Here is a 25,869-nt window from a genome sequence, read left to right on the forward strand (position 1 = left end):
GCCTATTTTTTCTTGAATCATTTTCCTAAATGATATTTGAGAAAATCATAATAGCATATCATTTTGTAAAAAACGCTTTTTAGATTTTCATTATTTCCTTCTAAAACAGAAATATGCTTATTCAAAATTTCAAATAAATCGTCAGAGTTGATTTTGTCTTTTTTTAGATATGGTATATATTTAATATATTCTAAACCAAATTCATCGATAAAATCAATCATTGTTTCCTGATAAGATGCAACATCTTTTTTCTTCCTAATGTCATATTTTCCGGTAGGCTCATAAAATTTATGTTGTATAGCCAATAAGTGATGTTTTATAATTCTTTCATCAACAGTGTCTATAGGTTTCTGCTCTTGATAGTAATTTGAATTGACCAAATATTTAAAGAATGGCAGATATTTTGTGCCCTTTAATAAAGCTGGTAAAGTAACATTTACAATATCATTATTATTCAACGATTTATCTTTTATAAGAATATCTTCAATCAAATCTTTCCGTTCATAACGTCTATATCCAGCCTTTACAACTTTATTAATAGCACCTATCCCCAAAACAACATCTAAATTTTTGATGTCTTCTTTTGAATCAATATTTTGTACATAAACTTTAGATGATGAGTCTGTTGTCATAACAAGTTCATATACATGTTCTTTTAATAAGCGAAGTAAACCTGCTGGAAATTTTCTCTTAATAGATGATAATGCAAGAAATAGTGGTCTAAAATCACTCATTGTAATAGTTTTTACAGGAATACGTATTTCTTCATGTGCTATCGTATGAGTTGCATATTCTATCTCTTGTTGAGATACATTATATTGAATAAAAATAAGTCTATTTTTTAATTTTTGCAGGTTGTCACTTGTTAAACATTGTGCTATTGAGTTTAAAATTTTGAGAATGTTTTCATCGGTTAAAGAATAACCAATAAAAATGATTGGATGCTCTGTAAATATCGTAAGTAATTTAGCTGCTAAATATGGATTTTTCTTTTCAAAAGAAATATAATCTTCATCGGTTAATATTAAGGAGTTAGGTTTGGATTGACAGCCATGTATTTTATATATTTCTCCAACTCCTTGAGGAGATGAAAAGAACAATTCTTCTTGACCAATATATGTTTTAAAATCACTAAATATTTTTTCTAATAAGTTATCGTAGTTTGTTGTTATAATACCGTCTATGACTATTTTTTTGCATAAATCTAATTCTTCTAAAAGTATTTTATCTTGGATTTTGATATCCATTTTCCCTTTCAGATAATGAGATATTTCTATTTTTAATGCAGAATATTTATTTGTATTATATTCTTTATATCTATTTCTACTTTTTTCATATTCAGGCAATTTCCACCATCGTTCATGTAAGTCTTCCGCAATTAAAGATGCTATTCGAGGTAGCTTACCACCAGAAGATGAAAAGTAATATTGATAATCTACATTATTTAATGTAGCAAACCGTTTTAGCAATCCTTCCCAATCTTCTAAGCCTAAATATCTACGTGAAAATCCAGAACCAACAAATAAAAATGGTGCAGTATTATAATGTCCAATAAATTCTAATATTCTATTTTCCATGATTTTAGTATTTAAAAACAAATATACGGAATTTTATTGGGTGCAATGTGATTTTGTTTGATTTCTTTTTAAGAGGAATTTTCCAAATCTGAATAAAACATTAACAAATGTAAGCTCCGTATTCCGTCCGTTCAAGCCCAAGCCCTACGGATTTGAAAGAAAATCTCCACACCTGCGCTGCGCTCCGGGTTGTATTTTCTTCCAAAGGCTTGTACAGACGGACTACTACACTAATAAAGTTAATGTTCTTAGTCAGTTTTGGAAAAAATGTGTTTTTTAAAGGATGGTAGGTTATTCCTGCCGTTCCTTGTTGTAGTAGGTCTGCAAAAGCCGTTCTATATCGCTTTGACGATAGATTATTTGCCTTTTATCTGAATGTAAGGGATAACGCCCGTATCTCTCCATTCTTGCAGGGTACGGATACTTACTTTCAGATAGTTGGATGCTTCCCGGTTGTTTAGAAACTTTTCACCGTTCAAATGCGGTCTGCTTTCCTTTGCCAACCTGCTGATACCGTCTAACATTCTATCCATAGATTGAAAGAACTCTTTTATCATTTCACTGTTGCTGTTTATTAGTTCCATATTGATTTATAGTTAGCTTGAATGATTGGTATATACACATATTCAATTACGCAGGTAATCACCATAATAAGAAATGGAAAGGCTGTCTTTTACCTTGTCATAGCCGATATAAAGCCGTTTAAAGGCTGAAACGAAGAAATAACGGTTATCTTCCTTTTGTATCTCGTAAGTGGCTGGTTGCACCTGTCCATTATCCGATACATGGAGCATCGAAAGGAGATACTTTTTCTTACTTTGGTATATCATTACCGTAGGATGGAGATTTAAACTTTCCCACGTCCCGACAATAGCCGGGAGGGTGAAAGATTGGTTTGCTTCTGAATTGTCATCTTGTTTTCTTGTCATAAGGCGATACTTATTTATTGGTTATATATAGTTGCTTTTCTTTCCTGAAAGATAGTTTGCCGTACATTCGGCAACCAGTCTTTCAATATCGGCAGATTTATAGTACAGCTTATTCCCAATTTGGGAGTAACCCAGTTTACCACTGTCCCGGTAGTTCTGCAAACTTCGGATGCTGATGCCGAGCAGGGCACACACTTCACGACCTGACAGCCATTTATCGGACTGATGGTTGTTCAACCTGCAAATGCGTTCCACCTGATTAGCAAAGTTGGCGAACCGACTGCATACCAGTTTAAAGGTCTGTTCCTCAATAGTTACGATATTCATTCTTTATTCTCTTTTGGCTGGTTGAATATTCCTTTTTGCATTTCTTCCCGGTAGAGAACCGAAAGGACATCATTATGCGTATTAAGATGTTCTTCCAGTACGTTATCAATGAAACTTCCGATGCTTACCTGTTTGTTTGTAATCACGCCTACAATCTGCATGATACGTTTTTGTATCTCTCCACTTATGTACACGCTTTGACGATTGCAAAGTGACCGCTTTTTAAGGAACACCGATTTATAGTTTTCCTGTTCCTTGCTTGCTGTTTTCTGTAATGATTGTTTTACTTCTGCCATACTTTCAGATTTTAATGATTTATAAATAGGTTGATTGATTTTTGATAATGATTGAAAAGTGGTAAGCCTGTTTTATGGCAATGTTGCCAAATCTTTAAACGGCTTTAAAACATGTTTTAAAACTGTATTTAAGCCTTGTTTGACTGTCATATATATTGCCACCATTCAATCAATTTTCAGCAAAGAAAAGGGTAAAAACAAATGCTTTTAAAAATGGGGGTACTTTGTCCGTTTGTGTCACAATTTGGCGTAATAGGGTATATTTCAGGGGCAAACTGCTGTCTGTAATTTTGTAACCGATAAATAGACAGAGGAAAAGCCGAACCGCTTGCTTTTGTAATCTGACTGTAGGGAAGATTTTTGTTATCACATGATAATAGCAAGTTGTGTTTTGAGGCCCGCACTTCGCTTTTTGTGCCTCAAAACCTTGCCACCTGAAAAGGTGGTTAGTTTTACTCCGAAGTCGTAAAACCAGTAAAAAATTATCATTATGGAACAGAAAAAGAAGCCATTTAACAAAGGTGGGCGCAAGCCTAAACTTACCCCACGAACACACCGCTATTCCTTGAATTTGGATGATGTGGAGAACGCCAAGTTCTTAGCCTTTTACAACCAGTCAGGCTATAAGGTAAAAGCACATTTCATTAAGAACTGCATCTTTGGAAAGTCGTTTAAGGTACTTAGGATTGATAAAAGCAAGGTTGATTATTACATCCAACTCTCCCAATTGTTTTCACAATTCAGGAGTATAGGCATACTGTATAACCAAACGGTGAAAGAACTTCATTCCAACTTTACGGAAAAGAAAGCACTTGGCCTGCTTTACAAACTGGAACAATACACTGTTGAACTGGCAAAGACGAACCAACAGATTATTGCGTTTACCAAACAGTTTGAAGCATCTTATAAAGAGGAGGGAATAATATCAGCAGAGAAATAAATACGGACTTGCCAAAAGAAAAACATCCCGGAATTGCCACGTGTATAGCTTCGGGATGAATTTCATACTTATTTATCCGTTCCGTGTTCTTTCTCGAACTTTCGGAGCGTCCCTACATCGAACCGTTCCTTTATGAACTCACGTACATCGGAAGCCCGATAATAGGCTTTTCCGCTAATCATCATAAAGGGTAGTAGTTTCTTGCTTCTCAATCTCTGTAATGTTCGGGTGCTTACTTTAAATAGCAGGCATAAATCCTGATTATCGAGTAGTTTATCATTCGGCATTACTTCGGGATTGGTTTGCAAACTCTTTACGTCTTTGCCTACTTCATCCAGTTTATCAAATAGTTTTTGCATCCAGTCTTTGAACTCGTAATTATCTACATACATAATTTGCTCCATTTTTTAGGTTATACACTAATGATTACCAATCGATTGATGAAACAAATTTCAGAAAAGGGAAGCAAATAAATTACAGGGTAGCATACGCTACCCCGTATAAATTGATGCTAAGTTATTGATTATCTATACCCTTTATTTTCGTGTTCTTTGCGGATAAGGTTTGCCAGTTCATTAAGGAACTCCGTTAGTTTGGCTGGTTTACGCTTGATAACATCCATGTGTTTTTGGTGATAATCACCTAACTTAATATTGAGTAGCCATTCAAAGGCTTTGCCTAAGTCTGTCAGGTGAATAGGTTTTCCATTCTGATATATTACACGTTTTGACAGGAATAAACCACTGACTATTTCCATGATATTGATAAGGCTTGTTTTGTCAGCTAAATGAAGAGGAGAAAGGAATAGCTTATTTGCATGTTGCTGAAATTGTTCGGGGTATTTGATACGCAAATTCACTATGCGTACTTCTGTTTTGATTAGTTCTATTGCTTCATCAATCAAATGCAAATAGGGTATTTTTTTCTTGCTCAAACCGTACACGATACGATTTAAGACGATGCAAGCCAAAAGAAAAATAACGTAATAAAACGCTGTAATCCTGTTCATTGATACTAAAATCGGCTAAATGGATAGCCAGTTCTTCAATAGCTTCTGCAAATTCAGATGCAGAAACTTTACGCTGTGAGTATTCCGATAATAATCGGAAGAATCTCTGTTCCAACAAATTATTCATTATGGGAATTATAGAAAGAAGCCCTACCAACGTGGTAGAACTTCCTTTTTTAATAAGTTATTTATTCACAAACTGAAAATCATATTCATTATATCTGTTACCAATATTAGGATATTTTTTTAAAAGCAGTTGTATATTAGAAACATCTTCCGTTGATAGATTTACATCTACCGCTTTTGCATTTTCTTCTAAATACTTAATATGTTTAGTTCCCGGAATAGGAATTATATTTTCACTTTGTGCCAATATCCAAGCTAAAGCAAGTTGAGCTGGGGTTATTCCTTTGCTTTCTGCTATTTCTGCAATTTCGATAGCCAGTTTTTGATTATTTTCCCAATATTTACCGTTATAACGTGGCAAATGCTTGCGGAAATCATGTTCTTCCAATGTATTTACGTTGATAGTATTTGTTACTAAACCTCTGCCTAACGGTGAAAATGGAACTAAAGTTACACCTAATTCTTTTGTCAATGGCAGAATCTCTTTTTCGACATCATGTGTTAATAAAGAATATTCACTTTCAACCGCAGATATAGGATGAACATTACAAGCTCTTTTCAGTGATTCAGAAGAACATTCGCTTAGTCCCAAATAGCGTACTTTACCCTCTTTTACTAACTCTGCCATAGCTTCAACTGTTTCTTCGATTGGTATTGTGGGGTCAATCCGATGCGCATAATACAAATCTATAGTTTCGATATTTAATCTTTTCAGGCTGTTCTCTACAGCTTGTTTTACATATCTTGGAGAAGCATCCACATAACTTTCACCACCAGCGAACACGCTACCTTGACTATTGCGTAAGCGAAAACCAAATTTTGTTGCAATGAAAATCTGATTTCTTTTTTCTGCTAATACTTTGGATAGCAATTCTTCATTAGCACCATTTCCATACACATCCGCAGTATCCCAGAAATCAATACCAAGTTCTAAAGCACAATGCAATGTCTTAATGCTTTCTTTTTCATCGGCTACTCCATACGCAGCACTCATTCCCATACAACCCAATCCGATAGCGGATAGGTTTACTTCTGTTTTGCCTAATTTTCTGTACTTCATTATTTATATTTTTTAGTCGGTACAAAATTAGGTAATGGAAATATGGCTGATTAACACTATTCAAAGCATCATTTGCACAAATCAAATAATTGTTGTTCTCTAATCTCGCTTGGCGATTTTCCTGTGTGCTTACGATAGAATTTACTGAAATAGGCTATATTTTCAAATCCCAAGCTATAAGCAATTTCTGAAATAGAAAAATTACTATGTAATAAATACTGGGTACATTCTTTGATTATTCTTTCCGCAATCATTGTAGAGGTAGTTTTTCCAGTAGTATCTTTTACCACTTTATTTAAATGATTAACGTGTATAGACAAACGGTTTGCATAATCAGCAGGAGTACGCAAACTTAATACTGAATGTGGATAATCAACAGGAAATTGTCTATCCAATAATTCTGTAAATAATTCGGTAATACGTTGCGAAGCATTCGGATGTGATTCATATTTATTAGACTCCTGCATTTTTAAAGCTGTATGTATCAACAAATGAAGATAACAACGTAAAACATCATGTTTGTTTACATAGTCTGACTGGTTTTCTTCCTGCATTTTGGTATATATATCCAACACTTTGGTAATTTGTGTATTATCCAAGAAGAAAACTTTATCTCCCGTTACTTTGAACAATGGACTATTAGCCAAAGAACTATTTTTTTCTTCTGACTGTACAAATTGCTCATTAAATATACAAAACATTCCTTTCTGTTCTTCACTGATTGATTCCCAAGCATAAGGGACTAAAGGATTAGAAAATAACATAGCAGGACGATTTACTAAAATCCATTTATCTGCATAATATAATTTTCCCACACCAATAATCAATGTGACTTTATAAAAATCTCTGTAACTGAATTGTACTGTCCCAAAATTACATTGTCGGGAAAGAACATTGAAATATGGTTTCTCTTTAGAGTAAGTTGTACCCAGTTGAGGGTCACAACGCTGGATTCTTTTATAGAACTGTGGAATACTTTCGGACATATTTCAAAAAGAAATTCTTAATTGTAACTCCTTGGGTGGATAAAAAGTTCCGATAATAATAAAAGGATTAGTACCTACATTATGGAATTTCTTAGTTGTCCCTAAAAAGAAGTATATATCTTTTTTACACCATTCTGTGAAATATTTCTCTTTTACTTTTTCACATGCAACTTGTTCGTTTCCATTAGCAGCTGCAAGGCAATTCCAATAAAGCATTCCTAATTCCCAGTCTTCAATCATGAGTTTTCGTTCTTTACCATCTTCTGATATAAACTTATATGAGAACTCATAAGGCAATTTTTTAGCTACTTTGAATATTCTTTTAGTTTCTTCTACATCAAATAAACTATGTTGGGCTTGATTGGCATATACAGCATCTAATTTCTGCTTATTCCATTCTCTTGTAGATTCTTCCCAAACAAAATCAATAATTCTTTGAGGTTTAAATACGGCTAATGATGTTCCTATTTGGGGATTTTTAGCTTCTTCAATAAGCTCAGCCATATTATAACGGACATGTTTTAAAACAATAGACTTTCTTTTTGCCCAGCCATTTTTTGTACCAATTTCTCCTACTATTTTTATTTCATTATCTATATTTGCAGGACGAAAACTTTCTTTCCTAAAATCACTTGTGTTTTTAACCAAATCAAGTTCTATCCACTGCCATTTACTATATCTCTTATCATAACTTAATTTACGAAAAGGAATAGGATATATTCTTATCCAAGTGCCATCTTCCAAGAAACCAGCAGTACAAATTAATTCATCGTATTTTTCCGATAGAGTAGGATATGTTTTACAGCAATTAGAACTCGAGTTGTAGGCATGTTTTATAGATGTTTAAGGGTATAAGTTATGTCAGGTAGTTGCATTAAATATTTCGCAACTCTTCCTCTATGGCATTGTTTGTGACTTTCTTCAAAGCAAGTTAAAGCTACACGTTTCTCTGTATCAATCAATTCTCGGACATATAAAAGATAATCCCAATTTTCTTTTAGGGTAGATTTTTCATATGACTCAAAAAGAATTTCATAATCTTTTTGAGATTTTAAATCTTGTCTTTGTTCTGATTCTATTCCTAGTTGCGGTATATGGATATATTTTATACCTACTCCTGTACATGCTTTCTCTAATTGACTTTTTGAAAATCCATATTTTTGACTATAGGCATTTTTGCGGACATCACAGAGAATATGTACATCATTCACGAGAAGAATATTAATGTATTTTTCTAAAGAGCGTCCTTCATATCCTATAGTGAATAATTGAGGCTCTGCAAAGGTTCTTTTTTGCTTATCTATTACTGCTAATTCTTCCTCATTTAGCAAATTAATTGCTATTGTACTTTTTGTTGCGTAATAAGGAAAATTGATATAAGTGTAACGAATTAACTCGTTTTGAGATAGACAACCAAATTTTTCTTTTATTTCTTTTATAGCTTGCTGTTCAAACATATCAAGCATCATCAAATAATTATTGGGTTGACAAATTTGTATTCTACGACCATTCTCGCTTTTTATAATACTTAAGTAGCCCAATTTAGCTAATGTCATTATATCCTGATTTGCTTGGAATGAAAAACAACCATAGTAATAAGGAATAAAATCAAATGCTTTTTCCTCTTGTTTCCTTGTAAAAAGAAACAAATATTTCTGAAGCTGTTTGGCAGTCAAATGACCACCAAATGCTTCAATCAATGCTAATAATATTTTTCTTCTGTAATATAACATATTGCAAAAGTAAGAAAACTCTCTGCATTTTCGTGTTAAATATGGCTCTTTTATTTTATTACTCTATAATAAACGCCTATCTTTGCACCAACTCAAACAACCACCGCAACACCATGCAATCTAAAGAATTGCACATGTGGGGTTATTAGTGGGAGAAAGAATTAAGAGCTTGCTAAGATATTGAGTACGTGAAGAATAGAAGAAAGGTTCATCTTCCGTACGCACCGCAAAACAAAGGAGGAGAAATTTTCTACTAAAAGTAGATTCTTATAGATGGAGACCTCCGGCCACAACGATAGCAGAATATTATACCAAAAGAACATCAAAAGTAGCTATTAATAGTTACGCATTACCTCTCTAAAATACCATTGTATTTTCCCGAAATTCTCTAATGATATATACTCATTTTCATTATGAATAGTACGTTGTTCATACTGATTGAGACAGATCGGTAAGAAACGGTAAATATCATCGCTCACAATCTGGTATTTATAAGAATCCGTACCTCCAATTGTTATATAGGAGGTGACTATTGCAGCAGGATATATTTCGGCTAACTCTTCTTTTATAATTTGGAAACCTCTCACATTTTCGGGAGAGATACCTGAAGGTTCACGCTGAGAGATTACATCTATAGAGACATCATAACCTTCACAGATTTTTTGTACATGCTCCATAACTCCGGCAACCGAGTCACCAGGCAAGATCCGGAAGTTTACTGTAACCTCAGCTTCCGATGCTAGAACATTGGGAGCATCACTTCCTTTAGCCATAGTTACAGCAGTTGTGGTACGGACCAAAGCATTGGATGCAGGAGATTTCTCCATTGTATTCAACAATAATGGTTCAAGCAACCATTGGTTAGCTATCGCCATCCGCGATAAAAATCCCATATATCCTCCGACATTATCAAAAAATTTAGCAATAGGAGAAATGATTTGTGCCGGAAACTGATTACTATTCAATTTTTCAATTATTTCTGCAGCATATATCAAAGAGCTTTTTGCCGGAGGCATCGAAGAATGACCTCCGATTCCTCTTACCGTAAAACGTAACGTAAGGAATCCTTTTTCTCCGACTCCAACTAATGCCAACGGTTCTTGTATTGCCTCCATAGCCGAACCGGGAGCCGCAATAATACCACCTTCATCATAAACTGCATCAAAGTGCAAACCTTTTTCTTTAAAGTAATTCGCTATTTTAAGGGCTCCCTGACGCCCGCTCACCTCTTCGTCATGTCCGAAAGCAAACCAAATATCCCTTTCTGGCTGAAAGCCCTCATTTATCAAGTTGCGTGCACCTTCCATCAGCGAGAACAGCATACACTTCATATCCAATGTTCCACGTCCGTATATTCGTCCGTTTGCAACCGCTCCGGAAAATGGAGGATAATCCCATTTTTCTGCATACGCCTGAATGGATGGTAACGGTTTATCGTTCAATTGAAAAATAGTATCGGAAGGAGTCATTGCAGAAGGATCATAACCTGCCACAGGAACAACATCATAATGAGATAAAAATAAGATAGGATTTAATTTACTTTTTTTCCCTTTCCAGTGGAAGACTAGGCCGTATTTATTAATGGTATCCACATCCATCACCCGATAAACCTCCGGATATGAATCAGCAAGATATTTCATAAATTCATCGAAAGGTTTGAAATTGGTTTCATTATAGAACTCATTACTAATTGTTGGAATACGTATTCCACCCACAAAATGCCGTATAGCCTGTTCAGAAGGAGCCGTATTCACTAATTCTTTGTCACTAACATTCATCTCTACCTTTCCAAACTTGTAGGTAACGGTTCGCACTACCAAAACCAACACTAATACAAACAGTAAAATTAATAATGTAACAAAAATCTTTTTCATTTTCATACTTTCGTTATTTGGAGTTATATACTTTAAAAGCTATTAAATGAGAGAACTCATTTATAATATATTCAGATGAAATATTTGAGATACCCCTGTCACAGAGATCTGAATGCCAATACAAAATGTAAAAAATGCAACGAGTTTATTAATTATTTGATTCCCAACTGGTCCTAATTTCTGAATAATCTTCTGCCCTTGCGACAGAAAGATATAAAGTATTGCAGCCATACACACGATGACAAGTGCAATAACTAAATAATTAACTCCCGTTTGCAACAATTTATCTTCAACACTGGCAGATGCCATTAAAGTAAATATTACGGAGATACTACCCGGACCAATACTTATAGGAAAGGTTATCGGATAAAATATCTTCTGTTCAACATTCTTCCATTTGAAACTATCCACATTCCGTTTAGGTTCTTCAGTATCAGAAGAGCTCGAATCACCAAGTAACTCCATAGCCGTTTTACAGATAAGTATTCCACCACCTAATTGAATTACAGGAATTGCTAAACCGAACATCAATAAAAACAAATGACCTATTACCAAAGTACCTACGCCAATCATTATAAAATTAAAAATCAGTTTTTGAATAGCTGCCTTTCGTTGTGCAGGATCTAATTCGGTAAAAAAACCATTTACGACAAAACCATTCCCCAGAGGATTTATCACCGGGAACAAAGCCATGAAAGAAGATGAAAATATTATCAAAAGATTACTCAAAGACATATTGCTGTTTTTTAATATTTCATTAATAGAACCTTTACGTAAAACACTGATTTAATCTTATTGATGTTTTAATTGGAACAAATATTTTCCATATTGTGATATTTTAACCAAGCCCAAGGGTCCTATAACACTATCACAAGCTTTTTAATAAAGGATAAAACGAATCTGATGAATTCAGAATAACCGGAAAAAGTTTCCTCAAACGAATGTATTACAAGAAGATTTAAGTTATTATTATTTATAGACAGAATTTGATTTTACAGGATTAATAACGCAAATAACAGTTTATATTTTTCGAATAGAAACAGATTTATCCAACAGAAATAGATGTAATCCGGCAAGTCACCTATATGGATAGCCACCTTTCTTTCATCTTTCAATATTTCTGCGTATCTTTGCTAAGGAAACGAAAGAAAATTATTCATTTAATCTTATAATCATATACAAAATGAAAAAGTTCTTATTTCTATTAATACTTTTGAGTATTATGGAATCAGCCCAAGCCATAAAAATCATTTATGGCCCTTATTTACAAATGGTAACGGAAACAGAGGCAACAATTGTATGGGTGACTGACAATAAATCATTGTCATGGGTAGAAATAGCTCCTAATGATAAACTGAATTTCTACGCAGAACAACGCCCACAATACTTTGAGACATATTTAGGCCGTAAAGTGCTTGGTACAGTACATAAAGTAAGAATAAACAAATTAACTAAAGGGACTACTTATCGTTATCGTATTTTCTCGCAAGAAGTACTTGATGAACAAGATTATCAAATAACATACGGTCCGGTAACCGCAAGCAACGTATATTCGAAAGCACCTCTCACTTTCCGTACTTTAGACGGGAATAAAGACAGTGTCAACTTTATGGTAGTCAATGACATACATGGAGACAATGCTCTTTTTAGTAATCTCCTGAAAGACTTTAAGAAAGGGGAAACGGACTTTGTTTTATTTAATGGAGATATGGTCAGCCACATGGATAACGAGCAACAAATGTTTGAAGGTTTCGTCAATCATGCAACCAAACTATTTGCTTCCGAGACTCCATTCTATATGGTTCGTGGCAATCATGAAAGTAGAGGTAAATTCGCCCAACACTATATGTCGTACTTCCCTACTCCTACTAACATGCCCTATTATTCCTTTAAAGAAGGGCCTGTATATTTTATTATCATGGACGGAGGTGAAGATAAACCGGATAATGACATCGAATATCTAGGAACCGCTGCATTCGATAATTATCGTGAAGAACAAGCCGAATGGTTACGTAAGGTTGTGCAAAGCGAAGAATTCAAATCTTCCCCGTTCAAAGTAGTAGTGATTCACGTACCTCCCGTTCAAAGCACATGGCATGGTCCGTTACATACAAAGAAAACATTCTTACCTATTTTGAATGAAGCAGGCATCGACTTAATGCTATGCGCACATTTGCATCAGCATATATACAACCAACCCAATACAGACGGAGTTAATTTTCCCATTCTGATAAACTCCAATACCAACGTAATGAAGATTAATGCAAATGCAAAAATACTAAATATTGTGATTAAAGATGAGACTGGAAAAGAAGTAAAAAGATTATCTTACGACGCTAAATAAAAGAATATTCAATAAATCCTTTCTCGTATGGATATAAAAATCTTTAAGAAAGGATCTATTATTTTTTATTATGAAAAAGCCACAGCCCCACTATACCAAGGCAATACTATTCAATCACAAAAGTCTCAGATTTAAAATTACTATAATATCTTCCGGAGATTGCAATGAATTTCAGAACACAATAGTCAAGGTCCGTAACCCCTTCTTTATAATACATCGTATCTCCTTCTTCCCATATCATTTCTTTACTAGCCTGATCTATCAGGACTTCGATATCACCTTTCAGCATCACTCCTCTAAAAAAGCGGGAATCACAGAAATAAATACAAGAATGGTCGTTCTCCAAAAATTGTGCTACCCGCATAGACGAAGTGTTTGTAGTAAAGTAAAAAGTATGAATTCCTTCCCGTTTTCGAGGTTATAACATTACTTTTATATTTGGGAAACCATCCGAGTCAATTGAACCTATAAAAGCAATTCTTTGTTTGTTGATAATATTACCGACTGTCTTTTCCGCGTCTTTCATCATTACATTATTTATTTGTTATTGAATCATGCAAAGGTAAGGATATTAGGAAATAGTAATGTATTAAGAATAAAGACAGAAATAGCACTTTTTATGGTTTATGCTCTTTACGATAAACAAGAGGTGTACTTCCTGTACATTTTCGGAAAAGACGAACAAAATAAGCTACCATAGAGAAGTTTAACTTAAATGCAATTTCTGCTATTGAAGAATTAGAGTACAATAATAACCTTTTAGCTTCATCCATTATTTTATCCTGTATATATTGTTTAGCATTGGTATTCAGTACCATATTAGTAATCTCATTTAGATAATTAGGAGTAATACAAAGTCTATCCGCATAAAAACTAACAGTATGCTGTTCCTTCAAATGCGTATTGACCAATTCCATAAATTTAGTAATATACATATTCCCATTTCTTTTATTCATATTATCTGTTGATAGCATTTTTTTTAAAGCCTGGTCGAGTAACATCAGGATTTCATAAAGCAATGCCCGAAGTACAGTACGTCATTTTGCAGATATGCATCTATTTCTATCTTGATATTCTTCAATAGTTGAAGTATATGAACATAGAGTTCTTCTGACAAATGCAAATTAGATGATGCCTTGCCTACACTGAAAAAAGAAAGATGTTGCACGAACAAAGGATCTTTGAAAACTGAAGATAAAAAAGAATCCTCAAAAATCAGAGCAAACCCATTGACAATATGAGTAGTATCCCAATGACGCACTTCTCCGGGGCGGGAGAAAAACACATCACCCGGAGTCGCTTCATAACTCTGATTATCTATTGAAAAGCCACCTTCTCCTTCTGTTATAAAAGTAATATCATAGTAAGTCAAGGTGGGAATTGGATTTTCATTCAAGAATCGCTTCACATATTTTAGGTCTATAACATCAATCAGTAATTCATTACCATACTTGGTTTTAAAGAAAGTGTACTGAGGGAGTGGCTTTTTCATGCTATCTGTATTTCCATAAACATATAACAAATCTACATAAATTCCTTTGATTACAACATCTAAACAATAAAAAAGAAACCGAATCTTCTAATTAAAGCTGAAACCAATAAAAATATTAACTGAGAATGTCAAATAAAAAACAGAAATAGATTCCTTCTATAAAACAATTCTTATTGTATAGTAAGGAATCTGTTTACTATCAAATTCTTTTCTGACTAATTAGCCAATCTGACTAATCAACACCCGTTTCAAACGATTCAAACCGTCAATTAACACTTATCGGGGACAAGCTATATTGATACGAATAAAGCCTTTACCATAGAGACTCCCATCATTTACCTGCAACTTTTCTTTATCCAATAAAGTATGAAAAGATTGTTGCAGGACAGAACAATCCACCCATACCAGATAAGTACCTTCAAGCATTGTCACAGGGAATTGCGGGAGATTCTCGCTGAAATAAGCTTTCAGATAGTTATAATTTATCAAAAGATAATACTTCAGTTCTTCCAACCATTCTTCTCCTTCATTATAGGCAGCAATCAATGCTTCTATACCAAATGGATTTATGTCACACACTTCATTTATATTAATAGTTTTATCTATCTTTATACGCAAATCTGCATCGGCACAAACGATGTTTACAATCTGCAGTCCAGCTAGATCAAAAGCCTTACTTGGTGAGATACAAGTAACAGAACGCATCAGAAATTCCGGAGAAATAGATGCAAAAGGAGTATATATATCTGAGATAAACTAGCTCACAATGAATTTCATCCGCTATTACCCATACATCGTTCCGAAGACAGATCTCTCCTATACAATTCAGCTCCCGCTTTGTCCATACCCTACCGACGGGATTGTACGGATTACTCAACAATAGAAGTTTCACCTCCGGATCAGCAGCTTTCTTTTCTAAATCACCAAAATCAATTTAATAAATACCATCCCGATAAATTAACGGATTGGTAATCACTTCACAACTATTGTTACGAATGGATGAAAAGAAGCAATTATATACCGGAGTCCGTACGAAAATCCATATCGGCTACCCACATAGGCAAGACATTCTCCTCTTTTGCTGTATCCCATTTATAAGAAGGTCCCACGTCGAAGAATTATCTCATCAAAATTGCATTTCATTGATTGAAACAGGTTGTATTATCCCACAATCTCAATTCGCAATTTCCCGGAGCTTTGATGTTTTCATCCAAGATGATTTCACCATAACTTTCTGCCATGATACTTCCGCTACGAGAATTCTTCACACTATGTACAAGACTCTTTATAGTAGCATTTATACTACTATATTCAAAGCAGAGGTCAGCATCATCAGCCATTACACAATTTTCCATTACGAAATCATGCGCGTAGCAGAGTGGTTGTGTACTGGAAATCTTACAATTCACCAAACGTAAGTTATGCGAATGCCAACCTAAATACTCACCAATCAATTCGGAATCATACACCGTTACATGCTCGGTATTCCAGAAAGCATCTTTGGAGTTGATTAATAGCATTACGAATCGCCACATTCTCACACTACAGAAATGAATAGTTACCATTTTGACTGTAATTCTCAATGCGGATATTTGCACTGTGAGCGAAGGGGTAATCAGCATTTTTAACCTGCACATTTCTTAATTCCACATTACGGCAATGCGAAAGAGTTTCCTGTACATGGGGAAGCTGCACATTCTCTAATTTTACTCCATCCATTTCACGAAACATCTTTGGGGCTTCTACTATTGTATCCATCATTTGTAAACTCAGAGGTTACTACCAATAATGGCATTCGTTTCATATCTTACCTGTTTTAAATGATTAATATATTGATTATCTAATTTCGACACTGCAAAATTCGAAAGAATAGAGAAAAATCATTATAGACATATTACGGCTATTATTATCCAAATTACAGAATTTGATGTTTTACCCAGTTACTCCAAGCGGGTAAAACCATAGGAAAGGATATATAACAGAAGCGGTTAAATCGCACTGATTTACAGTTTGTTATGATACAAATGCGATATGTGATTGCATTGTTATATTTGCCTAATTTTGGATATAAAAGCACCCGTTTTGTCCCGTTTTTGTCCCGTCTGTAATTATCTTTGTTTTGTACATAAGTGATTGATAAACAATATAGTAACAAATCCAAGAAACGGATAACACAGAAAGAAAATGGGACGAAAAAAGAAGGAAATCAAGATGAAAGAGCCTGTTCGCATTCGTGAAAAGAGGCTCAATGACGGTAATGTAAGCCTCTATCTCGACATGTATTATAGGGGCGAACGAAGAAAAGAGGGGCGGAAACTCTACCTTGTACCGGAAGTGAATGCTGCCGCAAGACAGCAGAACGAGAACACCCGTAAACTGGCGGAGCAAATCAAGGCGCAACGCATCCTTGACATTCAACAGCGAGGGCTTGTGAACTGGGAAGATGTAAAGAAGTCCAAAATGACACCTAGCGCATGGGTAGAGGAATATACCGCCGAGGAATGCGGTCTAAGCCCTGCAAGCATGAGGTCGAAGCGGAACGCACAGGCACGTGTGGAAGAATAGCTATTGTATATAGGTAAGCCGGATTTTGCACTGGCTGATGTGGATAAGGATTTTTGCAAGGGTTTCATCGCTTTTCTGAAAACCTGCACGTTCAATAACGGGAAAAAGACATTGAGCAGCACGACCTGCCGCATATTCATGAACCGTCTTGCCGCAGCTTTGAACAAGGCTATCCGTGAGGGGCTGATTGATCGCAACCCGTTCAAGCTGTTGGAAACAAAAGAGAAGCTGCAAAAACAGAATGCGATACGTGAGTTTCTTACCATTGAGGAACTGCGGACGCTGATTGCCACGCCCTGCCGCTACGAGATAGTGAAAAAGGCGTTTCTGTTCTCTTGTTTCACCGGGCTACGGTACAGCGATATGCTTACTTTGAAATGGAGCGAGATGCACAAGGCGGCTGACGGAAAGACGCTTTACATCGAACATGAACAGGTAAAGACAAAAAACAGGGTGACAATCCCCTTATCGGATGAAGCCCGGAAATGGTTACCCCGCCGGACTAAAGACATTGATACCGTATTTCATCAACTCCGTATCACCTCTACCACTGTGGAAGTGGTGTTGGATGAATGGATGCAGGAAGCCGGAATACAGAAGCATATCACCTATCATTGCAGCCGCCATACCGCAGCCACTCTGTTGCTGACATTGGGGGCAGACCTCTACACGGTGAGCAAGATACTCGGTCACAAGAGTATCAGAATGACGGAAATCTACGCCAAAATAGTGGATAAGAAGAAAATCGAGACAATGAACCTCGTAAACAATCTGTTTGCATAACCAATAAATAAGTAATTCTATGAAAGTGGAAATAAAAGAAAGAAAGCTGACAGCCGGAAACCGCAGCCTGTATCTTGAATATTACGAGAAAGGTTTCCGCAAAAAGGAAAACCTGCACCTGTATCTCATTCCCGATGATGCACCCAATGCAAGAAAAATCAACGGGCAGACCTACAACAAGGCACGTGAGATACAGGCACAGCGCATCCTAAACCCACCGTCTTTTGAAAGCAAAAAGAAGAAGCCGGAAGAAAACGAGAGGGCAAAAACAATTACTTGGCTACAGTGGTGCGATGAATATATACAGAGTGCGATAGACAGCGAGAACTGTAAAAAGATGATACAGCATAAAGGAGTTGTGCGTAAACGCATTGCCGCCTATCTGAAACAGATAAGGAAACCGGACATCCTGCTTAAAGATGTAAACAGGGACACGATAAGCGGACTGTTCAAGTATATGCGTGATGACTACCGTAATCCCGGTCAAATCAAGGCAGACGGCGGCAAACTGGCTGATTTTACCCTTGTACTGTTCGAGGAAACAGTCAAGGCTATTTTCAACAAGGCGGTGCGTGACGGTCTGATACCGTTCAACCCCGTTCAAGACCTTGCCAAAGAGGAACGGTTTCACGTGCCGGACAAACACCGGGAGTATCTGACAACGGACGAACTGAAACGCTTCCTTGCCGTTGAGACGCAGACGGAACAAACGGTTCAAAAGGCTTTCGGTTTTTCCTGCATGACCGGGCTTCGGCTCGGGGATATGCAACGGCTTCGGTGGAGTGACATCAAGACCATAGGCGAGGTGCAGGCGGTTTCCATTATCCAACACAAGACAAAACGGCTTGTGACCGTACCGCTCAATGAGTTGGCTCTTTCATTGTTGCCGCCCCGTCCTGACAATGGAGAGGACGGCATTATCTTCCCGTTGGTGAAGAAGCCCGACAACGTGGCAAAGTATGTACAACGCATCAAGGAAAAGGCAGGGATAGAAAAGGATTTCACCTACCACAGCAGCCGACATTCCGCCGCAACGCTGGCGATTACGGCAGGTGCAGAGTTGTATTCAGTGAGTAAGATATTGGGACATGGGAGCATAGTTTCTACGCAAGTCTATGCCTCGGTGAACATGGAGAAAAAAGCGGAAGCGGTAAATTTGGCTAACGGAATTTTCGGTTAGCCAAATACCGATAATCCGGGGGAAGATTATTTTTTTCTTTCCCTCTTTTTGAGAAGTTTATTTTGCTGTTATTTTAGCATAAAAAAATACCATATTTTATTTATAAGTAAAATATTAATTGTACTTTTGTACAGGAAAGAAATAAAGAATATGAGTGAAGCTGAATTAAGATTGGTAAAGGCAGCCAAGAACTGCACGATATATTCCATTCAATTCTTGTCGGAAGACGAGAGCGAGTTTGAACGTTTCTACGCCAAATTTAGGGATGAATCGGTTTATAACGAAGATTTTGAACGCCTTTTGAATATAATCGGGCGTATAGCGGACTTTGGCGCATTTGAGCGTTTTTTTCGTCCGGAAGGAAAAATGAGCGACAGGGTATGCGCCTTGCCTGTCTTGAAATCACGTTTGCGCCTGTATTGTTTGAGGTTGTCAGATAAGATCCTCATACTTGGCAACGGTGGAGTGAAAGCTACCGGAACCTACAACGAGGATGACACGCTGAAAGGTTACGTTATCACCCTACAGAATTTTGACAAGCTCATAACAGAGGGAGTTAAAAACGGGTCTATATTGGTAACGGAAAATACAATAGAAACCAAAAATACCTTTGATATATGAAAACGATAAAGACTTCTTTTGATGAAATGTTGGCAAGCACCTCTCCGGCTATTCAGCAAGAGGTGTCTTTGGAATTTGCCATTTCCAACCGTATCTATGAACTGATGACGGAGCGAGGCTTATCCAAATTGCAATTTGCACAGGCATTGGGCAAACGCCCAAGCGAAGTGACCAAGTGGCTAAGCGGACAGCATAATTTTACGATTAAGACCATATCGCTGCTTTCTTCATTCTTTGGGGAAACACTGATAAGTATTAGCAAATGAATTACGCATATTCTATTTTTTTATGAGGATATATGATAGAACGCACTAAATCAAAGAAAATGTCAATAAAATAAGTGATTAACGCATTTTTTGCGTATTTTTGCACTCGGATAGAGTGCTACTCTTTCCAAGACATATTAGAAAAGAAAGAAGCGTTATGCTTATCTTGTAAATTGAAAACGTAGGAAATTTTCAGATGTAGTACAAGGAAGGCATAGTGGTTCTCACGCTATAGCGTGGGCTGCTATTACCATATCCGTACTACAGGTTTCCTACGACCTTCAATTTAGACGTGGCATTTGCAGTTCCACGCTTGAACCGAATATTGCAATTTAGTAATTTGAGTATCAAATAATAATGTCGGGAATTAGATTATTATGATACCATATAGTTCCCGACAATTGTAAGTATTAGCCTATTCTTTTTTGTGCGACCTCTATCGCATCGTGTTTTAATTCATCTTCATCCTCTACCGCATCTAATACTTTGTCTGCTAACCACAGAGTGAGAAGTTCATTCTTATCTACCTTGAAATATTCAGCCAATTGTATTACTTGTGTTCGTTTGGCACGTCTGTCACCGCGCTCTATTTTGCTGAACATCGGAGTATCTATTTCAAGCAAGGCTGCTAATTGTCTTTGCAGTACTCCGTGTTGCTCTCTTAACTCTTTTATTCTTTCTCCTAATAACATACTTCTTCAATTTACGAATTTGACATGAGTTAATCGGATTTCATTATCCGCTATAATATGACGAAATCCGTTATAAATTCCGCTATAATTGGGATAAACCGTCATAATCTTCCGTTATGACTATTCTTTTAAGAACCATATCCGCCCTTTTGCATAAATAAGTTTATCGGCACTTAACGCACTAAGTATATCCCCTAATAGTCTCAATTGCTGTTCGTTTGTCTTGACTTGCGGCATTACGTCTTTGACGTACTCATAAATGCTATCACGCTTGGCTCCATCTGTACCAGCATTCTTAAGATACTGCAAAATCATCTGTTTGATTTTTTCCTTATCAAGTCCTTTCTGCTTGGTGTAACCTTGCAGTTGACGAGTAGCTTTAGCAATCCCTAAAGAGATTGTATAATTGGGGGCTTCGCCCTCAATGAGCCCTCTGTTCAATAAATCATGCGCAATGTCCTCATGAATGGTTCTGCCCTTTTGGATGGCATCTAATGATATGCAATCCCACAAGGTCAATGAGTTGTCTGTTTTGAGCAAGTTGGTATATTGTTCATTTATCTCATTGCCATAAATGCGTACCGATACTTTTCTGTTTTTAGCGTCAATTTCATAATCAGGCATTGGAAAATGGCGACGCCATTGTTCATTGAACATCTTCTTTATGCCCCTACTTACTGTATCTATCATGTTGAAATCAACCATTGCCCTGCAAAGACATTCATTGCGAAAATATGCTTGAGGTTCCTCATTCGTTAAAGCATTCTCCAACGTGCCAGGAATAAAACTCCCTGCATTGGAGTAATAGAGGTATGTCGGATTTTCCACGAAATTGATTCGCTGCTGCATCGTGTAGTCTTGATGTGCAATACAATTATGAAGTGCTTCGCGGATGGTATAGTCATCGTATTGCTTCATAGTGTCAGGGAAGAGTGTACCTCCTGGCATTTCACGCATTGTCAGATTTTCAATCTTTGATAAAATCTCATCTACGGTTAATATAAATGGCACGGTGAAGTGTTCGTAATCCACTACATCCTGCTTTTCATCCCGCCTTGTCCAAGTCACTTGTGCAACAGCCGGACGTAACTTGAAAGCAGCTTCATATTTACCAAGAAGGATTATTGCGGCACGAGTAATTCCTCCGTTCTTCATTATGCCACATTTGCTCAAGAATGTTTCCACAGTCCATGCATTTACTTCGGCTTCAGGTATTCGGCTATGTACTTTCTTGAACATCATACGAGCTTTAGCTATGGCAACTTCATCAAGGTCATCAATCGTAGCATTAGGTACGATTTGTGCGGACCAATCCGTTTCGCTGAAAATAGGTTCATCAAGAATTGCACTCATGCGTTCAGTAGTCATTTCTACGAGAAAATCCTCAATTCGCTGCCATGCCTTATTATGCGCAAACACAGGGCGCTTAGGTAGATGTTTAGGAATATGGATAACCCATACTTTACGATTGGTATCATCTGTGATGAACTCATCTATATCCAAGCCTTCTGTTGAAAGATTTACGCATCTTTCTGTCAGTCGCAGTATTGCTTTTTGCTTATCATAATTGTATGTGTCCGTTCCGACAATCTTCAATGTTTTATCGTGTACACCAATCACCAAGTGTCCACCTTCCATATTGGCAATGGCAGACACATACGAAATGACATCATCTTTCTCGTCCCCGCAGAATGAGTTCTTCAAATTCTTAAATTCCTTCCACTCGCAATAAGTATTTTCTTGCGGATATTCACGATGTAGATATTGTTGTAGTTCAAGTTCTAACATTGATCTATTTATGCATTTTGGATTACACTGACACACTTATTCAATAATACTTTCACTTTCATCAGAATGCTTTCTCATATTGTCCATTACCATTTTTTTACTTGTGTTGGCATAACAATATACACAGAAATGACGACAAGTATTATACATTCCAATATCTTTACTCACCATACATCCACAAACCTTGCGTTGTCCGGAATCTTTAACATTTTTCGTATTTTGGGGGATTGGCGGAAGTTCTCCAAACATATCTCTTTCCGGCCATTTCAATGTATGAAGATAATAAACTAATTCTTTATCGTCAGAGAATATGCGTTTCATAAGTTCTCCGTCAATACAACGATTATGTTCTATGCCATAAGACTCTAAATCTATATCTTCTGCACAAGTTGCCATTTCAACATTCCATCCTTGTTCTTTCCAAATGGATCGAATTTTCTGAAGACCTTCAACAATTTCTATTCGCTGAGCATGGTTTGCTTCTGCATTTTCAACATCCTCTTTCGTAAAGAACATTGTTTCTTTTACGAGATTATTTTGAACTTTTCGATATGCTTTTACATCTATAAAGCTGAAAACCAACTTGTCAGTATATCCTTTCAGTTTATTGCCGACATTCCATATTCTTTTAAGCAACTCTCTTGGGCTTATAGATGAAGTGATTATAAGTGGATCAAATCTCCATATCACTCTCTCTTTACCTATCATTTGAGATAATTGCTTAAATGTTTCGATTCTTTCTTCAATAGACGGGACATTTGGCTCAAATCCTTCATTTATATAATCGTTAAGAGTAAATTGAAAATAATAATGAATTCTACGTTCATCAAGTTTGTGCAAATATGGCAATATCGGTTTGGGGTTCTTTGTCCAAAAAACAATAACCTTACAATTCTTAAAAGAAATGTACATTGGCTGTTGATTGAACGGATTGTACCATACACAATAACCTTTTGTCAAACGGTTGAAAAACCATTTGGCATAAAAAGCTGGTATGTCTGTAGAACGACTTGCTGAAATAATAACAGGAGCTGTTGCTTCTACAATCATACCAGAGTCATTCTTTATTGTAATTTTATCTAATATCATAGTATATTAATAATTCTTTTTCAACTTTAGATGCCATTTCCTGTGTAAACACATATGTTAAGGACGTTGGTCCTTTTGCATTTCCTAAAAAGCCTTCTTTCTTGCAAAGATTTATAAAGAAACGAATGTGCTCTTCTTTGTTGCTAGGATATTTTGATGCTGTAAATGACCAATTTTGTTCGAGACGTCTTAATACATTCTTATCTAATCCTACAAAGGACGGAATGTTAGGCAAACGATTTGATATGCTTTGGGTTATAGAAGTTGCTTTATTCATTTCGGGAAATAACAAAGGAGTATCCTGTTTCTTTATTTTGATTTTGCCTTTCTTCTCTTCGTTATGACCAAAATGTCTCAAAATATTTTTTTGTACAGTTTTAGACAAGTTGTTCTTTTCTAATATTGTGCAAAATGCATCATAATTATCTACAGATTGATAGATTTTTAAGGACAACCAAGCTAACTCTTTTTGTTTCTTAGCTCTCTTCGATAGCGTTTCATTAATAGCATCTTCAAAACACTCGTTTATAGGTTTTGATGAAACGGATAAAAACGATTCTAATTTATTTACCAATTGAGTGACTTCCTTGAAGTTTACTGATTTTAGAATAAAAGATAATTCTTCCTTTGAAAACTTACAAGATCGTTTTTCAATTTCTTCTGAGCTGCAATTAATAAAAGATTCTGAATTGGCAATATCATGAGACAAGATTCCCATGTTTTTCCCATATAATTTTTTATATACGAGTGAATATGTTGACATGTTGAGAATATCGGATAATGCCTCCTTATTCATTTCCATATAACCACATAAGCTACCCCACAAGGAAAGAATATAACGATAATTTTCAAATTCTGCCATTTTGCACAAAGCCATACAATCATTGTAACTTTGGCCTTTTAATATAAATGCAGCTATAGATTTGAGTTCAATGTTATCAATTCTATTTATTTCAAAATGGATGGCCGGATCGTTAATAAATGCATGTAAATCATTTATGTATGCTCGTTCTTTAGACTTCTTCCAATTGATTTCACCTATTTGTCCCTTTAATATAGGTACAATGGTCTCCATCACTCCCATATAAAAACCAAGGCGATTAGCATATAACTTTTCTACTGTTTGTTTATTTTTTATTACATAATCGATAACGGCATTAACTAATGGAGCATTAGAAATTGAAATAGTATTTCCATTCATTGAAATATCATTCAAAGTAGATGGGGGTAGACTTTTTTGTAAGACATCAACTGCATATGCTGTTCTCTTTTCTATGTCAGATCGAAGCCTTAAATAATCATCTTTAGTATGTAGCTCCGGAACTTGGGGGAGAAAATAACATCCCCATTTTTTGCATAAAGAGGTGAATATATAATCCCAACAATTTATATTCTTGAGAAATCCTATTAAACATCCTTTAAGGAAATAAAATCTGTTTCCCAATTCATTCTTCAAGTTAACTTCAAATTGTTCTGTACTATTCCTCTCTGTTAAATCAATTTTCTTATATTCATCTAACAAAAAAGATAATTTCTCACCAAAAACAGTTATAGATGAAGGAGTAGAAATAAGACTGGTTAATATGTTGTATATATCTTGAGTAAGCCTTAATTGTACCGCTAAATCATGATTAACAGATTTCTGCTCTCCTAAGAGATATGCATATAATACGCCCTTTTGTTTATCAATAATTCCATCTTCAAATACTCCTACTTCATAATGTGAAATAGACGTAAGTTTCGGAAGTGGTCTTGTTTTAAACTTATTGGCATTTGGGACTATAGAATAATTATTATAGTATTTGATGGATTTATTACTTCGGGTATTTACTAAAGTAATTTTATATGCTTGCTCAGAGAAAAAATAGAAACAGCAATTTGTAGGAGTCAGATTCAGAGTATGAGAACAAATACAAACACCATCTTGTATTTCGTTTTCATAAAAATCTTGAGTTTGTACATCATCTTCAAACTCAATAAGCACTGGATAATTATAGCGTCCAACGTCGTTAATAGTAAATTGAACTGGATATTTAAATAATACGATAGCGTTAAAAGGACGAAGTTCCTCTATTTGTTCATATAATTTATACCCACTTAGCCGTTGAACATAATGTGATATAGGCAAAATACATTCAGACTGAAGTAGATTGTCCATATTTAAACTTGATGTCGGTATATAGAATTTCATA

Annotated in this window: 24 protein-coding genes and 5 pseudogenes; 7 read left to right on the top strand and 22 right to left on the bottom strand. The window is 35.8% G+C overall.

Translation table 11 applies throughout. The annotated features are described in order from the left end of the window. Positions 1–17 precede the first annotated feature (17 nt). The 5 genes and pseudogenes from EJF25_RS16170 to EJF25_RS16190 form a co-directional block, all read right to left on the bottom strand. A complete protein-coding gene (locus EJF25_RS16170) occupies positions 18–1,577 on the bottom strand; it encodes an SIR2 family protein (protein ID WP_050427482.1) in 1,560 nt (519 codons plus the stop codon). 291 nt (positions 1,578–1,868) lie between these two features. Further along, positions 1,869–2,161, bottom strand: a pseudogene (locus EJF25_RS16175) (helix-turn-helix domain-containing protein). Between the two features lie 42 nt (positions 2,162–2,203). Further along, positions 2,204–2,506, bottom strand: coding sequence for a DUF3876 domain-containing protein (locus EJF25_RS16180; RefSeq protein ID WP_125041958.1), 303 nt, complete (start codon positions 2,504–2,506; stop codon positions 2,204–2,206). Positions 2,507–2,527: 21 nt separating this feature from the next. Further along, positions 2,528–2,833 carry a helix-turn-helix domain-containing protein gene (locus EJF25_RS16185; protein ID WP_032558283.1) on the bottom strand — a complete coding sequence of 102 codons (306 nt, stop codon included), beginning with the start codon at positions 2,831–2,833 and terminating at the stop codon, positions 2,528–2,530. Beyond that, entirely contained in the window at positions 2,830–3,156 is a 327-nt protein-coding gene (locus EJF25_RS16190; RefSeq protein ID WP_441381919.1) for a DUF3408 domain-containing protein, read from the bottom strand. The genes EJF25_RS16185 and EJF25_RS16190 overlap by 4 nt, the downstream gene beginning before the upstream one ends. A 463-nt stretch (positions 3,157–3,619) precedes the next feature. Here EJF25_RS16190 and mobA point away from each other — a divergent pair, with 463 nt between their 5' ends. After that, complete coding sequence (mobA, locus tag EJF25_RS16195) at positions 3,620–4,069, top strand: conjugal transfer protein MobA (protein WP_125041960.1); 450 nt, start codon at positions 3,620–3,622, stop codon at positions 4,067–4,069. A 68-nt stretch (positions 4,070–4,137) separates the two neighbouring features. Here mobA and EJF25_RS16200 read toward each other — a convergent pair whose 3' ends face one another. The 9 genes from EJF25_RS16200 to EJF25_RS16240 form a co-directional block, all read right to left on the bottom strand. Continuing rightward, positions 4,138–4,461 (bottom strand): helix-turn-helix domain-containing protein, encoded by a 324-nt coding sequence (locus EJF25_RS16200; protein ID WP_032557045.1) that lies wholly within the window; start codon positions 4,459–4,461, stop codon positions 4,138–4,140. Positions 4,462–4,592: 131 nt separating this feature from the next. After that, a complete protein-coding gene (locus EJF25_RS16205) occupies positions 4,593–5,012 on the bottom strand; it encodes an RteC domain-containing protein (protein WP_200832927.1) in 420 nt (139 codons plus the stop codon). Continuing rightward, on the bottom strand, positions 4,966–5,205 hold the full coding sequence (locus EJF25_RS16210; RefSeq protein WP_032557110.1) for a hypothetical protein: 240 nt from the start codon (positions 5,203–5,205) through the stop codon (positions 4,966–4,968). The genes EJF25_RS16205 and EJF25_RS16210 overlap by 47 nt, the downstream gene beginning before the upstream one ends. Positions 5,206–5,262: 57 nt before the next feature. Further along, the gene (locus EJF25_RS16215; RefSeq protein WP_007481931.1) at positions 5,263–6,264 is read right to left on the bottom strand and encodes an aldo/keto reductase; all 1,002 of its coding nucleotides are present in this window, start codon (positions 6,262–6,264) and stop codon (positions 5,263–5,265) included. Positions 6,265–6,332: 68 nt separating this feature from the next. Further along, complete coding sequence (locus tag EJF25_RS16220; protein WP_125041962.1) at positions 6,333–7,250, bottom strand: helix-turn-helix domain-containing protein; 918 nt, start codon at positions 7,248–7,250, stop codon at positions 6,333–6,335. Between the two features lie 3 nt (positions 7,251–7,253). Continuing rightward, positions 7,254–7,994: a DUF8757 domain-containing protein gene (locus EJF25_RS16225; protein WP_235016831.1), complete on the bottom strand. Its 741-nt coding sequence runs from the start codon at positions 7,992–7,994 to the stop codon at positions 7,254–7,256. An 89-nt stretch (positions 7,995–8,083) separates the two neighbouring features. Then, complete coding sequence (locus tag EJF25_RS16230) at positions 8,084–8,950, bottom strand: DUF488 domain-containing protein (protein WP_235016832.1); 867 nt, start codon at positions 8,948–8,950, stop codon at positions 8,084–8,086. Between the two features lie 368 nt (positions 8,951–9,318). Further along, positions 9,319–10,863, bottom strand: coding sequence for a M20/M25/M40 family metallo-hydrolase (locus tag EJF25_RS16235; protein WP_125041964.1), 1,545 nt, complete (start codon positions 10,861–10,863; stop codon positions 9,319–9,321). Between the two features lie 54 nt (positions 10,864–10,917). Then, on the bottom strand, positions 10,918–11,592 hold the full coding sequence (locus tag EJF25_RS16240; RefSeq protein ID WP_125041965.1) for a MarC family protein: 675 nt from the start codon (positions 11,590–11,592) through the stop codon (positions 10,918–10,920). Between the two features lie 448 nt (positions 11,593–12,040). Here EJF25_RS16240 and EJF25_RS16245 point away from each other — a divergent pair, with 448 nt between their 5' ends. Next, positions 12,041–13,201, top strand: a complete 1,161-nt coding sequence (locus tag EJF25_RS16245) for a purple acid phosphatase family protein (protein WP_125041966.1) — start codon at positions 12,041–12,043, stop codon at positions 13,199–13,201. A gap of 106 nt (positions 13,202–13,307) precedes the next feature. On the opposite strand, the pseudogene EJF25_RS16250 reads toward EJF25_RS16245, so the two are convergent. From EJF25_RS16250 to EJF25_RS16265, 4 pseudogenes are all read right to left on the bottom strand, one after another. Further along, a pseudogene (locus EJF25_RS16250) lies at positions 13,308–13,730 on the bottom strand (pyridoxamine 5'-phosphate oxidase family protein). A gap of 88 nt (positions 13,731–13,818) precedes the next feature. Continuing rightward, positions 13,819–14,693, bottom strand: a pseudogene (locus EJF25_RS16255) (AraC family transcriptional regulator). A 276-nt stretch (positions 14,694–14,969) separates the two neighbouring features. Then, positions 14,970–15,836 (bottom strand): annotated as a pseudogene (locus EJF25_RS16260) (MalY/PatB family protein). Beyond that, positions 15,833–16,463: pseudogene (locus EJF25_RS16265) on the bottom strand (DUF3737 family protein); the annotation flags it as partial. The pseudogenes EJF25_RS16260 and EJF25_RS16265, both read right to left, overlap by 4 nt. 414 nt (positions 16,464–16,877) lie before the next feature. Between EJF25_RS16265 and EJF25_RS25790 the strand changes: the two are divergent. The 5 genes from EJF25_RS25790 to EJF25_RS16285 all read left to right on the top strand — a co-directional run bounded on the left by EJF25_RS25790 (position 16,878) and on the right by EJF25_RS16285 (position 20,108). Further along, entirely contained in the window at positions 16,878–17,258 is a 381-nt protein-coding gene (locus EJF25_RS25790) for an Arm DNA-binding domain-containing protein (protein WP_235016833.1), read from the top strand. 3 nt (positions 17,259–17,261) lie between these two features. After that, positions 17,262–18,041, top strand: a complete 780-nt coding sequence (locus tag EJF25_RS16270; protein ID WP_235016834.1) for a site-specific integrase — start codon at positions 17,262–17,264, stop codon at positions 18,039–18,041. A 19-nt stretch (positions 18,042–18,060) separates the two neighbouring features. Further along, the gene (locus EJF25_RS16275) at positions 18,061–19,221 is read left to right on the top strand and encodes a site-specific integrase (RefSeq protein ID WP_125041967.1); all 1,161 of its coding nucleotides are present in this window, start codon (positions 18,061–18,063) and stop codon (positions 19,219–19,221) included. Between the two features lie 150 nt (positions 19,222–19,371). Next, positions 19,372–19,842 carry a hypothetical protein gene (locus EJF25_RS16280; RefSeq protein ID WP_125041968.1) on the top strand — a complete coding sequence of 157 codons (471 nt, stop codon included), beginning with the start codon at positions 19,372–19,374 and terminating at the stop codon, positions 19,840–19,842. After that, on the top strand, positions 19,839–20,108 hold the full coding sequence (locus EJF25_RS16285; protein ID WP_125041969.1) for a helix-turn-helix domain-containing protein: 270 nt from the start codon (positions 19,839–19,841) through the stop codon (positions 20,106–20,108). The genes EJF25_RS16280 and EJF25_RS16285 overlap by 4 nt, the downstream gene beginning before the upstream one ends. A 410-nt stretch (positions 20,109–20,518) precedes the next feature. On the opposite strand, the gene EJF25_RS16290 is transcribed toward EJF25_RS16285, so the two are convergent. The 4 genes from EJF25_RS16290 to EJF25_RS16305 all read right to left on the bottom strand — a co-directional run bounded on the left by EJF25_RS16290 (position 20,519) and on the right by EJF25_RS16305 (position 25,868). Then, positions 20,519–20,800 carry a helix-turn-helix domain-containing protein gene (locus EJF25_RS16290; RefSeq protein WP_015532751.1) on the bottom strand — a complete coding sequence of 94 codons (282 nt, stop codon included), beginning with the start codon at positions 20,798–20,800 and terminating at the stop codon, positions 20,519–20,521. A 120-nt stretch (positions 20,801–20,920) separates the two neighbouring features. Then, on the bottom strand, positions 20,921–22,588 hold the full coding sequence (locus EJF25_RS16295; protein ID WP_125041970.1) for an RNA/DNA-binding domain-containing protein: 1,668 nt from the start codon (positions 22,586–22,588) through the stop codon (positions 20,921–20,923). Positions 22,589–22,624: 36 nt separating this feature from the next. Continuing rightward, complete coding sequence (locus tag EJF25_RS16300; RefSeq protein ID WP_015532749.1) at positions 22,625–23,677, bottom strand: DUF1848 domain-containing protein; 1,053 nt, start codon at positions 23,675–23,677, stop codon at positions 22,625–22,627. Then, positions 23,664–25,868, bottom strand: coding sequence for a hypothetical protein (locus EJF25_RS16305; RefSeq protein WP_200832928.1), 2,205 nt, complete (start codon positions 25,866–25,868; stop codon positions 23,664–23,666). The genes EJF25_RS16300 and EJF25_RS16305 overlap by 14 nt, the downstream gene beginning before the upstream one ends. Position 25,869 lies beyond the last annotated feature (1 nt).

Source organism: Bacteroides faecalis (assembly GCF_003865075.1).
In the GTDB taxonomy this organism is placed as follows: Bacteria; Bacteroidota; Bacteroidia; order Bacteroidales; family Bacteroidaceae; genus Bacteroides; species Bacteroides faecalis.